Genomic DNA, 13408 nt, shown 5'->3' with positions numbered 1-13408 from the left:
CGGGCGTTCTCCCTCTCCCGCTTGCGGGAGAGGGCCGGGGGGGAGAGGGCAGGGGTATCCCCCTTCGCGACCGAATAATCCACCCTTCCGGACAAGCGAATTGCGGAAGCGCCGATGACTGCGGCAAGCTGCCCGCGGAAGGCATCGAGCCAGGAGACAGCATGACAACACCGACCACCGCGGCGCAGGCCGATTCCGGGCCGGACCGCGTCTACGCGGCCCTGCTGAACGAAGGGCGCTTTCGCATCCAGCACTGCCGCGACTGCGACCGCCACGTGTTCTATCCGCGCAATCTGTGTCCGCACTGCGGCGGCGAGGCGCTGGACTGGACCGATCCGAAGGGCACCGGCACCGTCTATTCGACCAGCGTCATCCGCCGCAAGCCCGATGCGGGCGGCGACTACAACGTCGCGCTGGTCGATCTCGATGAAGGCGTGCGCATGATGAGCCGGGTCGAGGGTGTGGCACCGCAGGCGGTGCGCATCGGCATGCGCGTCAAGGCGCGCGTCGCGCCGGCCGCCGGCGACGGCGTTCCGGCGATGGTGGTGTTCGATCCGATGGAGGGCTGACGCGATGCCAGCACAATCGTTGCGCGGTGGCGTCGCCATCGTCGGCGTGGGACAGGCCGGACTCGGCGAAGCCCACGGCAAGACCGAAATGGAAATCCTGGTGGAGGCGGCCAAGGCCGCCGTCAAGGATGCCGGCATGTCGATGCGCGAGATCGACGGCATCGCCACCGCCAGCGTCGGCGCCACCATGTGGGTGATGCCGGTCGCCGAATACCTGGGCATCCATCCGAAGTTTGTCGACAGCACGATGATCGGCGGCTCCAGCTTCGTCGCCCATATGTTGCCCGCGATGCTGGCGCTCGAAGCCGGCATCTGCGACGCGGTGCTGGTCTGCTACGGCAGCAACCAGCGCACCTCGACCGTCGGCCGCGCCGGCATCGCCAAGGTGCGCTCGGTGCTGGACCCGCAGCCTTACGAGAACCCCTACAAGCCGATGCAGCCGATCACCTCGTACGCCCTGGCGGCCGCGCGGCACATGCACCAGTACGGCACCACGCGCGAGCACCTGGCCGAGGTGGCGGTGGCCGCGCGCAAATGGGCACAACTCAATCCCGATGCGCTGATGCGCGATCCCCTGAGCATCGACGACGTGCTGAACGCCCGCATGGTGTCGGACCCGCTGTCGGTGCGCGACTGCTGCCTGGTCACCGACGGCGCCGGCGCCTATGTGATGGTGCGCGCCGAACGCGCCAAGGACCTGGCCAGGCCGCCGGTCTATGTGCTCGGCAACGCCACCGCAACCTGGCATCGGCAGATCTCGAGCATGCCGGATCTGACGGTCACCGCCGCGAAGGAATCGGGTGAACGAGCCTTCGCGATGGCGGGCGTCAAACCGGCGGACGTCGACGTGCTCGAGCTGTACGACGCCTTCACGATCAACACGCTGCTGTTCCTCGAAGACCTCGGCTTCTGCGCCAAGGGCGAGGGCGGGCCCTTCGTCAGCGGCGGCGCCATCGCGCCCGGTGGAAGGCTGCCGGTCAATACCAACGGCGGCGGGCTGTCGTGCGTGCATCCCGGCATGTACGGCATGTTCATCACGATCGAGGCGGTGCGGCAGTTGCGCGGCGAATGCGGCGAGCGGCAGGTGGACGGTGCAGAGATTGCACTGGTGCACGGCAACGGCGGCACCTTGTCGAGCCAGTCGACCGCGATCCTGGGAACGGCCGCGACGCTATAGCCGGCTCGGCGTTCGAACCGGTGCTGCGACGGCATGCCGCAGCAAGCGAAAGCAATGCGGGCGAACGCTTAACGCGTTCGCCCGCATTTTTTCATTTGGCGAAACCAGCCGAGGTGAAGTCGCGCGAAGTCGGCAATCCGGGTCAACGATGGCGCCGCGCCGCTCGTCTAGAGAGTGCGATGGCGATTCGCGGGCCGGTCAGGTGTAGTCCACCGGCCAGGGGATCGTCCGCGAGTGTTCTTCTCCTGCGAGCCTGCCCGCCCCATGACGCTGCCCACCTGCCCGATGCCCTCGTTCCTTCCCGCGACGCCGCATATCGGTGACCCGCGATCCCGCGCCTGCCAGCCGCCGCTGCGGCCGCGCGATGCCGCGCAGGTGGCGCGCACCGCGGCCAGGCTGTTTCTCGGCGAAGGCAGCATCGATGTCACGCTGGCAGCGGATGCCGGCGGCCGCCTGCGCTCGGTGTTCGCCGATATCGGGCGCGAATACCGCCTCCGACTGCGCGCCTGCGACCGGTCGATCGATCCCGACGCCGCCTGCGCCGCGCTCGAACTGGAGATGGGCGTCAAGGTGCTGATCCGCCTGAGCGATTGCCTCAGCGCCCTGTTCGATCCGCATGGTGCCGTGCAGGGCCGCGTGCCGCACGACGATGTCGCCAGGCGCGCCGCGCTGATCGAGTGCGCGGCGGCGATCGCCGACGAGGCGCTGGTCTGCCGCGACGAGCACGCCGTCAATGCGGGCACCGCGCCGGTGCAGCGCCGCCTGACGATTTCCGCGGGCACTGGCGGCGAGATCCGCCTGCACAAGTTCTCGCGCTGGCAACGGCCATCGGATCCGCGCGGCGCCACTGAATCCGCGGCCGAGAGCGGCACGGCAGATTCCCCGGGGGCTCGCGGCACCGAGATGGACGCATGCCTGGCCTTCCGGATCCGGCCGTGGCGCCGCACCGGGCGCCGGCGCGACGGCGACCCGCGGCGCGTGCTGCTGCGCTGCCGTGTCCGCCCGGTACGTGTGGGAGACGCGCGGCGCATGCATGAGGCCGTGCCGATCTGTGGCCCAGGTGTACGCGACAGGCTCGCCGCGGGCGACTGGCAAGGCGCGTTGCTGGCGCTGCTGATCGGGTTGTTCCGGCTGCCGATGCGTGGCCGCGGCGAACTCGCGGGCAGGGCGCAGCTGAAGGTCTATCCGATGCCACGCGACGGGCGCGCGGCGGTCGTCGTGCGGGTGGGCGGGGAAGGGACGCGGCGGCACGGATACCATGCGGCCATCCACGGCGTCGAAGCGGTCAGGCAGGAACTGCAGAATCCGCGCCGTCTGCTTCCGGTGCTTGCTCCGGAGCCGGCATGCCGCGACGACGACGGCGTGCGCTGCTATTGAGCGTCGAGCCGTCGCGCGCGCCGTGCCATCCGGTGCGCGCGGTTTGCCGCAGCGCACCCACGGCCGTGCGGAAGGCGGCCTTAGCCAAATGCAAATGGCGAGCGGGCCGGCGCCCCCACACACTGCGGTGATGGCATCGGCGGAAGCGCCAGGGCTTCTCTCTATATGTAAACGGACCCAGCCCATGCGGACCGAACGTGCGCGAACAACAAAGTGCGCGGGCCGAGCCAGACCGTTCACCTCAGGAGGAGACGCATGGCAACGAAGCAAACACGATGGCGGCCGCCCGGCATGCTGGCGACCGTGCTGGGCGCGCTGGTCCCAGTGACGGCGGTGGCGGTGGCCGCGCTGGCGCTCAGCGAAGGCGCCGCCGCGGCCGAGCCCTATCCGTCGCGCCCGATCAAGCTGATCGTCGGCTATACGCCGGGCGGACCGGTCGACACCGCGGCGCGCATCTATGCGGACTACCTGGGACGCGTGCTGAAGCAGCCGGTGGTGGTCGACAACCGTGCCGGCGCCAGCGGTGCGATCGCCGCCGAGATCACGGCCAAGGCGCCGCCGGACGGCTACACGCTGTACTTCGTCGCCAGCCCGACCATGACGATGACGCCGCTGATCCAGAAGGCGGTCAACTTCAATCCGACCCGGGATTTCAGCCATATCGGGCTGATCACCGACTACACCAACGTGCTGCTGATCAACAAGGACTTCCCTGCCCGCAACGTCGGCGAGCTGGTGGAGTACGCCCGCAAGCACCCACAAGGCGTGGCGTTCGGCTCGGCCGGCGTCGGCGCGTCCAACCATCTGTCGGCCGAACTGCTGGCGCAGATGAGCGGCGTCAAGATGCTGCACGTGCCGTACAAGGGCAATTCGCCGGCGATGACCGACGTGATCAGCGGCAAGATCGCCTTCATGTTCGATATCACGGGCACCGCGATCGGCCATATCCAGGGCGGCAAGGTGCGGCCGCTGGCGGTCACGTCAAAGGAGCGCAACGCCGCGCTGCCGAACGTGCCGACCATGGTCGAGTCGGGGCTGAAGGACTATGCCGTGACCGGCTGGTACGCGCTGATCGGCCCGCCGAAGCTGCCGGCCGAGGTGGTCGACACGCTGGTCAAGGCGCAGCAGACCGTCGGCGACGATGCGGCCTTCCGCCAGCGGATGACGCAGGGCGGCTACGACCTGAACATCACCGGGCCGAAGCCGCTGGCGGAGCGGATCGAGCGGGAGCTGCGGCTGTGGAGCGGGGTGGTCAAGACGGCGAAGATCGAGGTGGAGTGATCGCCCGTTGACGTGCAGGGGAACCGTTGCGTCGTTCCCGCGCGGGCGGGAACCCGGCGTCTTCCGAAGTCCCGAAGTCGCGAAAGACGCTGGGTCCCCGCTTTCGCGGGGACGACAGGGTAGGCGCGGTGGAGCGCGCCTATTCCTCCACCACCGCCCATCCTTCCATCGCCTGCCCGCCCGCATCGTCGCCGGTCCACAGCAGCACACGACCGGGCTGCTGTTCGTCGCGGCGGCCGCCGACCGTGACGAGGTCGTGGTCGAACAGCGGCGCCATGCCGCGGAAGCCGAAGCGCCTGACGTTCGCCCGCGGCAGTTCCCGCGCCAGCAGGTCCATCATCAGCACCGCCTGCAGCGGGCCGTGGACGACCAGGCCGGGATAACCCTCGACGTCGCGCACATAGTCGTGGTCGTAGTGGATCCGGTGGCCGTTGAAGGTCAGCGCCGAGAAGCGGAACAGCATCACCGGATCGGCATGCAGCTGGCGCTGCCATTGCGGCTGGTGCGGCAGCCGTGGGCGCGGCGGCTGGGCCTGGCCCGGCTCCGGCATCGCGCGATAGACGATGTCGTGGCGTTCGCTGAGCGCCGTCTTGCCGTCGACGGTCAGTACATGGCGGACCGACACGAACCACAGCTCGCCGCTGCGGCCGGTCTTCTGCTGGACTTCCTCGATCGTCGAGGTACGCGTCACGGTGTCGCCGACGCGCAGCGGACGCTGGAAGTCCAGTTCGCTGCCGGCCCACATCCGCCGCGGCAGCGGCACCGGCGGCAGGAAGCCGCCCAGCACCGCGTGACCGTCGCGGCCGAGCTTGTGCTGCGGCGCGCGCGGCAGGAAATAGAGCCAGTGCCACAGCGGCGGCAGCGGTCCGCGCGCGATCGCGTCGCCGTCCAGGTCCAGCGTGGCGGCGAGTCCGAGCACGGGCTGCAGCGCCAGCGTTTCGGTGCGGCTTTCGCTGCGGCCGATCCACTGGCGCAGCGCTTCGAGGCTGGTATCGCCTTCGGTGTCCGTGCTGGTATTGGTTCTCGTTCTGGTTTTGGTGTTGGTATCGGCGTGGGCCGGATCGGCCGTCAATTGGTGGTCCACGGGAATCCTCTCAGGGTGGTGGGAACGGCAGGGACGGCAGTCTTCGCGTCCGTCTCTGCGAGCGTAGGAGTTCAGGCCGCGGCCGGCAACCAGTCCGCCATGCTGTCCGTGTGTTCGAGCGCCCAGACGCGCGCGATGATCGTGCGCATCTCCGCCTCGCTGGCGCCCTGGCGGAAGGCCGCCAGTTGCAGCGCCTTGGCTTCGAGCTCGGGCCGGCTCAGCGTGTTGTCCGGATCGCCCTTGGGTACATCCACGCGTGCTTCCAGCGTGCGGCCGTCGGTGGTCGTCACGGTGACGCGGCCGATCCACTGGCGCGGATAGGCGGCGTTGATCTCGGCGTCGAGCGCCATCGCGACCTTCTGGCGGAAGGCCGCCACGCGCGCATCGCGCAGCGCGTGCTGTTCGAACTCGCCCAGGCCGGCGTGGCCATGCCAGGCGACCAGCCCGAGCACCGTGCCCATCGAGAACTTGGCCTGATGAATCGTGACCGGATCGACCACGGGACCGAGCACATCGATCGCGCCCTGATGCACGTGCGCGGTCACGCTGGCGATCTGCTCGGGCTCGACGCGCTCCCGCTGCATCAGCGCTTTCAGCGCGTCGGCGGCCGGGTGGGTGTGCCGGCACGAGGCGAAGAACTTGAACGACGTCTCGGCGGTGGCCCAGCGCGTGCCCAGGCCATTGGTCAGCCGCGCCGGATCGGCGTCGCTGGACATGCCGGCCGCCATGCCTTGCGCCCCCTCCAGGATGCGGCGCGCGCCGGTGAAGCCGGCCCGCGCCAGATGCGCCGACATCAGGCCGTCGGCGGCCGCCTTGGCGGTATGCAGCTGCTTCGAATCGGCGGCGTCGCGCAGGAATTCCCACAGGCCCGCGGCCTGGGTGCCGGCCGAGCCCAGCGCCTGGTTGATGCCCTCGGCATCGAGCCCGTACAGCTTGGCGACCGCGGCCGCGGCGGCCAGCGTGCCGACCGTGCCGGTGGTATGGAACACGCGATAGTGCGAGCGGCCCATGAATTCGCCGATGCGGATGCCGGCCTCGTAGCCGGCGATCGCCGCGGTCAGCAGCTGCGCCCCGCTGCTGCCCTCGGCCTGGGCCGCGGCCAGCACCGCGGGAAACACCACCGCGGCCGGATGCAGCACCGAGCCGTTGTGCACGTCGTCCTGCTCGACCACATGCGAGGCGGCGGCGTTGACCAGCGCGGCGAACCACGGCGAGGTGCGGCGGCGATCGACCAGTACCTCGGATGGGCCCTGCTGCGGGCCCATCGCCACGGCGAATTCCTGCAGGCGGCGGACCGCCGGGGCGTCCTTGCCGGCGAGGGCCGAGGCGATCCAGTCGAGGAACAGGTCCTTGGTGCGTTCGACCACGGACGGCGGCACGTCCGACAGCGTGAAGCGGGCAAGGAACTCGCAGAGTTCGCGCGTGGGATAGGAGCTTGTGGAGCTGGGCATCGGCTTGGCGTGGTTCGGGTTGGCGCGGCAGGGAGCGGCAGGAACGGCGGAACGACCGTCAGAAAGCTGCGGGCCTAGAAGGACCGCGGCAGGCCCAGCACGTGCTCGGCCACATAGGACAGGATCAGATTGGTCGAGATGGGTGCGACCTGGTACAGACGCGTCTCGCGGAACTTGCGCTCGATGTCGTATTCGGCGGCAAAGCCGAAGCCACCGTGGGTCTGCAGGCAGACGTTGGCCGCTTCCCACGAGGCGTCGGCGGCCAACAGCTTGGCCATGTTGGCCTCCTTGCCGCAGGGCTGGCCGGCGTCGAACAGCTCCGCGGCCCGGTAGCGCATCAGGCTGGCGGCCTCGACGTTGACGTAGGAGCGCGCGATCGGGAACTGGATGCCCTGGTTCTGGCCGATCGGGCGATCGAACACGACGCGCTCGCGCGCATAGTGGCTGGCGCGCTCGACGAACCAGTAGCCGTCGCCGATACATTCGGCCGCGATCAGGATCCGCTCGGCGTTCAGCCCGTCGAGGATGTACTTCAGGCCCTTGCCTTCCTCGCCGATCAGGTTCTCGGCCGGGATCTCCAGGTTGTCGAAGAACAGCTCGTTGGTCTCGTGATTGACCATGTTGCGGATCGGCTGGACCGTCAGGCCGTTGCCGATCGCCTCGCGCAGGTCGACCACGAATACCGACAACCCTTCCGACTTGCGCTTGACCTGGTCCAGCGGCGTGGTGCGCGCCAGCAGCAGCATCAGGTCCGAATGCTGCACGCGCGAGATCCAGACCTTCTGGCCATTGACGACGTAGCGGTCGCCCTGGCGCACCGCGGTGGTCTTCAGCTTGGTGGTGTCGGTGCCGGTGGTCGGCTCGGTCACCGCCATCGATTGCATGCGCAGCTCGCCCGCGGCGATGCCGGGCAGCCAGCGCTGTTTCTGCGCCTCGGAGCCGTGCCGCAGCAGGCAGCCCATCACGTACATCTGGCCGTGGCAGGCGCCGGAATTGCCGCCGCTGCGATTGATCTCTTCCATGATCACGGAGGCGGCCGTCAGCGGCAGGCCCGAACCGCCATAGGTCTCCGGAATCAGCGCCGACAGCCAGCCGGCCTGCGTCAGCGCCTGGACGAACTCTTCGGGAAAGGCGTCCTGTTGCTCGACGCGCTGCCAATAGGCGGAATCGAAGCCGGCGCACAGATCGCGCACCGCTTCGCGGATTTCGGGGTAATGCGCATCGCGCGCCTGGTCGATCGTCATCGGGGGGCCCTTCGCGGGGAATCACGGGAATGCGGCCATTATTCCCGAGCCCGCCGCGCACCGACATTCGCATTTGCCAAAGAGCGGCTTAGGGCGCGCCTTACCTCGGCTCCCCGGCGGCACCGTGGCGGCGGCGACGGCTCAGACGGGCTCGCGCGCCGCGTCGATCAGGTAGTGGACCAGCGTCTCGGCGAACTGCGGCAGTTCCCGGCCGGGCCGGCGCACCAGGCGCAGCTCGCGCCGTGCCCAGTCGTCCTCCAGCGTGATGAAGCGCAGCACCTTGCGGCTGGCGTAGCGGCGCGCGCAGCTGTTGGGCACGATCGCGATGCCGGCGCCCGCCTCGACCATGCGGCAGACCGCGTCGAAGCTGCCGACCTGGATGCGCAGGCTGATGCGCTTGCCCATGCCGCTGGCGATGCGGTCGAGGAAGGATTGGATCGCGCTGAACTGGTTCAGGCCGACGAAGCGGCAGGTGTCGAGCAGATCGGCGAAATGCAGCCGCTTGAACTGCGGCAGCGGGTGGTTGACCGGCGCGATCACGATCAGCTCGTCGCTGCACAGCTGCATCACGTCGAGATCCTCGGTGGCGACCTCGCCGGCGACGATGCCAAGGTCCGCCGCGCCGGCGCCGATCGCCGAGACGATCTCCTGCGACAGGTGCTCCTCCAGTTCGATGTCGACGTCCGGGTTCTCCGACAGGAAGCGCGACAGCGCGCTGGCGAGGAACGAGTTGGTCGCGGTGGTGTTGGCCAGCAGCCGGACCTTGCCCTTGACGCCCTTGGCGTAGGGGCGCAGATCGGCATGCAGGCATTCGAGCTCGCGAAAGACCTCGCGCGCATGGCGCAGCAGCGCGTCGCCCGCCGGCGTCAGGCGCACGCCCTTGACCTGGCGGATCAGCAGCTGCGTCTGGAACGCTTCCTCCAGCTGCTTGATCCGGGTGCTCGCCGCCGGCAGCGACAGGAAGCTGCGTTCGGCCGCCCGCGTCAGGTTATGGGTTTCCCCTACGTTCAGAAACAGGCGCAGGTCGGTCAGGTCGTAATGCATCGTGTCGTGATGGGTTTGGCGGGATCGAACGAAGGGTTTCGGCCGGTGGAAGGCGTCTTTTGGGATTGGCGAATTCCCCTTTCGCTGCCGGCAATTTATCGTATATGCCGCTTCAATAGAACCTCGTAGGTGGGACAGGAGACCGATGATGACGGCGAAGGTGGAAGGATCGGCGGCAGCCAGGACGGCAGGCACGATGGCTGGCAAGGTCGCGGTGGTGACCGGCGCGGGGGGCGGCATCGGCCGCGGCATCGCGCTGGCGCTGGCCGCCGCGGGCGCGCGCGTGGTGGTCAACGATATCGGCGTATCGCTGAGCGGCGAGGGCGGCGATGCGGGACCGGCGCAGCGCGTGGTCCAGGAGATCCGGGCCGCCGGCGGCGAGGCGGTGGCCAACACCGACAGCGTGTCGAGCTGGCAGGGCGCCAACGCGATCGTCCAGTGCGCGCTGGACCGGTTCGGCCGCATCGACGCCGTGATCAACAACGCCGGCAATCTGCGCGACCGCATGTTCTTCAAGATGAACGAGGAGGAATGGCGCGCGGTGATCGACGTGCATCTGCACGGTACCTTCTTCGTCAGCCGCGCGGCCGCCCCTTACTTCAAGGACCAGCAGAGCGGGGCCTATGTCCATATGACGTCGACCTCCGGCCTGATCGGCAACTTCGGCCAGGCCAACTACGCGGCGGCCAAGCTCGGCATCGCCGCGCTGTCCAAATCGATCGCGCTGGACATGGCCCGCTTCAACGTGCGCTCGAATTGCATCGCACCGTTCGCCTGGAGCCGGATGACCAGCTCGATTCCGTCGGAGACGCCCGAGGAGCAGGCGCGCGTGGCCAAGCTGCAGAAGATGGAAGCCGGCAAGGTCGCGCCGATGGCCGTGTTCCTCGCCAGCGAGGCGGCGCGCGAGGTCAATGCGCAGATCTTCGCGGTGCGCGCCAACGAGATCATGCTGATGAGCCAGCCGCGGCCGGTGCGATCGGTGCACGCCAGCGAAGGGTGGACGCCGGAGTCGATCGCCGAGATCGCGATCCCCGCAATGCGCAACAGCTTCCATCCGCTGGAGCGCTCGCCCGACGTCATCAACTGGGATCCGATCTGAATTTCGCCACTGCCGGTGCCGCCGCGCTGGCAGCACTGGCAGCACGGCCCGCCGGGTGCTGACGCCCGGCGCTTTCACTGTCCCTCTGTCCCGCTCTTCTCCCTCCGGCGTTCGGCCTCTTCCTCGATTCTGTTCGATCGATTGTCGCCGACGCGCAAGTCGCCGCGCATTGCGGTTTCCCCTGATCGTCGCCGACCGCCGTCGACGATCGCCATCGACGACCGCCGTTCGTCCCCCGATCCTTCGCCGACCATTCGACTCGCGCGCCGCATGTGGCCCGCAACTTGCTGGTGTACTGCCAACGGTGGCCGACGGATGCCGCCGCGCGGGCAACCGCGACGGGGAGACAGCGATGCGATCGACGCGGTCGAATGCAGGCTGGAACCTGTAGCGGTTTCGGCATTCCAATGGGCACGCACCCGCACGGTGCGCGCCACGATTCCAAAGGGGAGACGCGATTGCCTCGACGGTGCATGGAGACAACCGGCGAACGATGCTTCGCCACACCCGGGCCGACAGCAGGCCCACGCCCGGGCCGATGGGTTAACCCTGCTTTTCCGCAGCGCGATGCGCGATGTCGCGGCGCTGCGTTTTCATCCCGTTTCGATCCCCGCTTCAATGCCGGTCTCGCGCACCGCGAACACGACCACAGCGTGTCGTGCGACGTTGCGCGCGAGGCATTGGCAGCAGCAACGATGCAGGATGTGCCAACGTACGACCCCACCCGTTCCAAGGTTTTGCAGTCCCGGTATGTCGACGATGCTCGTCGGAAGCAATCGTTACAAACGGGTCAGTGCAGCACCAAAGGGAAAGGTGTAAGGTGTGTCCCAGAACATGGTCGCACCGCCCAGTGCGAACCGGTCAGCGTGCCGCTCAGTCGCACGCAGCCAGGACGCAGTTTTCACGAGCAGGACAGCGCCGTTGCGAGTGCGCAATGCGCGTCAACAAGCTCTTCCCCCTGGGCGTTATTTGACTATGATGAAGTAAAGACTTCGCAACATGGTCAGTCTTCCGCCAAGCCGGGGTGGCGGTATTCAAAGGCTGATACGTGGAATGAGGCAGGGTACCTACCTGCAGACGGACTGTGTTCGCCTCGGACGAGACTCTGACGGGAGTGAGGTATGGACATTTTCGGCCACTACGCCACGCGCTTCGAAGCTCGCAAGGAAGAGGAATACAGCATCCAGGAGTACCTGGAGATCTGTAAGAAAGACCCTACTGCCTATGCGACCGCGGCCGAGCGCATGCTCGCCGCGATCGGGCAGCCAGAGCTGGTAGACACGCACCACGACCCGCGACTGTCGCGCCTGTTCTTCAACAAGGTCATCAAGATCTATCCGGCGTTCCGCGAGTTCTACGGCATGGAGGACACGATCGAGCAGATCGTCTCGTTCTTCAAGCATGCCGCGCAGGGTCTCGAGGAACGCAAGCAGATCCTCTACCTGCTCGGGCCTCCCGGCGGCGGCAAGTCCTCGCTCGCCGAGAAGCTCAAGTCGTTGATGGAACAGATCCCCATCTACGCGCTGAAGGGCTCGCCCATCCATGAATCGCCGCTCGGACTGTTCTCGCCCGAGGAAGACGGCAAGATTCTGGAGGAGGACTATGGCATCCCGGTCCGCTATCTGAACACGATCGCCTCGCCATGGGCGGTCAAGCGCCTGCACGAGTTCAACGGCGACATCACGCGCTTCCGCGTGGTCAAGCTGCGGCCCTCGGTGCTGTCGCAGATCGCGATCGCGAAGACCGAGCCGGGCGACGAGAACAACCAGGACATCTCCTCGCTGGTCGGCAAGGTCGATATCCGCAAGCTCGAAGACTATCCGCAGGACGACCCGGACGCGTACTCGTACTCCGGCGGCCTGTGCCTGGCCAACCGCGGCCTGCTCGAGTTCGTCGAGATGTTCAAGGCGCCGATCAAGGTCCTGCACCCGCTGCTGACCGCGACGCAGGAAGGCAACTACAAGGGCACCGAAGGCTTCGGCGCGATTCCGTTCGACGGCGTGATCCTGGCCCACTCGAACGAGGCCGAATGGCAATCGTTCAAGGCCGACAAGAACAACGAGGCCTTCCTCGACCGGATCTACATCGTCAAGGTGCCGTACTGCCTGCGCGTGTCCGACGAGGTCAAGATCTACGACAAGCTGCTGCGCAGCAGCTCGCTGTCGGCCGCGCCATGCGCGCCGAACACGCTGAAGATGATGGCGCAGTTCGCGGTGCTGACGCGGATCAAGGAACCGGAGAACTCGAACATCTTCTCGAAGATGCGGGTCTACGACGGCGAAAGCCTGAAGGACGTCGACCCGAAGGCGAAGTCTTACCAGGAGTACCGCGACTATGCCGGCATCGACGAGGGCATGAGCGGGCTGTCGACGCGCTTCGCGTTCAAGGTGCTGTCCAAGGTCTTCAACTTCGACAACACCGAGGTCGCGGCCAATCCGGTGCACCTGCTGTACGTGCTCGAGCAGCAGATCGAGCGCGAGCAGTTCCCGCCGGAGCAGGAAGCGAAGCTGCTGTCGTACATCAAGGAATACCTGACGACGCCGTTCGTCGAGTTCATCGGCAAGGAGATCCAGACCGCCTATCTGGAGTCGTATTCCGAGTATGGCCAGAACATCTTCGATCGCTACGTGGTGTTCGCCGACCTGTGGATCCAGGACCAGGAGTACCGCGATCCCAACACCGGCGAGATCCTCGATCGCAACGCGCTGAACGACGAGCTGGAGAAGGTGGAAAAGCCCGCGGGTATCTCGAACCCGAAGGACTTCCGCAACGAGATCGTCAACTTCGTGCTGCGGGCGCGGGCCAACAACGGCGGCAAGAACCCGAACTGGACCAGCTACGAGAAGCTGCGCATGGTGATCGAGAAGCGGATGTTCTCCACCACGGAGGACCTGCTGCCGGTCATTTCCTTCAACGCCAAGTCCTCGCGCGAGGACCAGGAGAAACACGAGAACTTCGTCAACCGCATGGTCGAGAAGGGCTATACGCCCAAGCAGGTCCGGCTGCTGGTGGAGTGGTACTTGCGCGTTCGAAAATCATCGTAACGGCGCCTGCACGGGGCCTCTGAACGAGGGCAACCAAT

10 protein-coding genes are annotated in these 13408 nt (G+C 67.3%); 6 read left to right on the top strand and 4 right to left on the bottom strand.

Annotated features, from left to right (window positions below):
• Window positions 1–161: 161 nt before the first annotated feature.
• The 4 genes from M1D55_RS09210 to M1D55_RS09195 all read left to right on the top strand — a co-directional run bounded on the left by M1D55_RS09210 (window position 162) and on the right by M1D55_RS09195 (window position 4404).
• Window positions 162–569, top strand: a complete 408-nt coding sequence (locus tag M1D55_RS09210) for a Zn-ribbon domain-containing OB-fold protein (RefSeq protein WP_456280705.1) — start codon at window positions 162–164, stop codon at window positions 567–569.
• A gap of 4 nt (window positions 570–573) precedes the next feature.
• Window positions 574–1746: a thiolase gene (locus tag M1D55_RS09205; protein WP_456280704.1), complete on the top strand. Its 1173-nt coding sequence runs from the start codon at window positions 574–576 to the stop codon at window positions 1744–1746.
• Between the two features lie 264 nt (window positions 1747–2010).
• The gene (locus M1D55_RS09200; protein WP_456280703.1) at window positions 2011–3123 is read left to right on the top strand and encodes a hypothetical protein; all 1113 of its coding nucleotides are present in this window, start codon (window positions 2011–2013) and stop codon (window positions 3121–3123) included.
• 255 nt (window positions 3124–3378) lie between these two features.
• A complete protein-coding gene (locus M1D55_RS09195) occupies window positions 3379–4404 on the top strand; it encodes a Bug family tripartite tricarboxylate transporter substrate binding protein (RefSeq protein ID WP_456280702.1) in 1026 nt (341 codons plus the stop codon).
• Window positions 4405–4543: 139 nt separating this feature from the next.
• Here the strand turns inward: M1D55_RS09195 and M1D55_RS09190 are convergent, their stop codons facing one another.
• The 4 genes from M1D55_RS09190 to M1D55_RS09175 form a co-directional block, all read right to left on the bottom strand.
• The gene (locus tag M1D55_RS09190) at window positions 4544–5380 is read right to left on the bottom strand and encodes an FAS1-like dehydratase domain-containing protein (protein ID WP_456281335.1); all 837 of its coding nucleotides are present in this window, start codon (window positions 5378–5380) and stop codon (window positions 4544–4546) included.
• A gap of 179 nt (window positions 5381–5559) precedes the next feature.
• Window positions 5560–6939 (bottom strand): MmgE/PrpD family protein, encoded by a 1380-nt coding sequence (locus tag M1D55_RS09185; protein WP_456280701.1) that lies wholly within the window; start codon window positions 6937–6939, stop codon window positions 5560–5562.
• A 74-nt stretch (window positions 6940–7013) separates the two neighbouring features.
• Window positions 7014–8183: an acyl-CoA dehydrogenase family protein gene (locus M1D55_RS09180; protein WP_456280700.1), complete on the bottom strand. Its 1170-nt coding sequence runs from the start codon at window positions 8181–8183 to the stop codon at window positions 7014–7016.
• A gap of 141 nt (window positions 8184–8324) precedes the next feature.
• Window positions 8325–9227 (bottom strand): LysR family transcriptional regulator, encoded by a 903-nt coding sequence (locus M1D55_RS09175; RefSeq protein ID WP_006576792.1) that lies wholly within the window; start codon window positions 9225–9227, stop codon window positions 8325–8327.
• 148 nt (window positions 9228–9375) lie between these two features.
• On the opposite strand from M1D55_RS09175, the gene M1D55_RS09170 reads away from it, so the two are divergent.
• Both M1D55_RS09170 and M1D55_RS09165 read left to right on the top strand, forming a co-directional pair.
• The gene (locus M1D55_RS09170) at window positions 9376–10326 is read left to right on the top strand and encodes an SDR family NAD(P)-dependent oxidoreductase (protein WP_064576849.1); all 951 of its coding nucleotides are present in this window, start codon (window positions 9376–9378) and stop codon (window positions 10324–10326) included.
• A 1121-nt stretch (window positions 10327–11447) separates the two neighbouring features.
• Window positions 11448–13370: a PrkA family serine protein kinase gene (locus tag M1D55_RS09165; protein ID WP_006576790.1), complete on the top strand. Its 1923-nt coding sequence runs from the start codon at window positions 11448–11450 to the stop codon at window positions 13368–13370.
• The last annotated feature ends 38 nt before the right edge of the window (window positions 13371–13408 follow it).

The sequence above is a fragment of the Cupriavidus sp. JZ107 genome, assembly GCF_053903255.1.
This window is presented reverse-complemented; position numbering and strand designations above follow the sequence as displayed.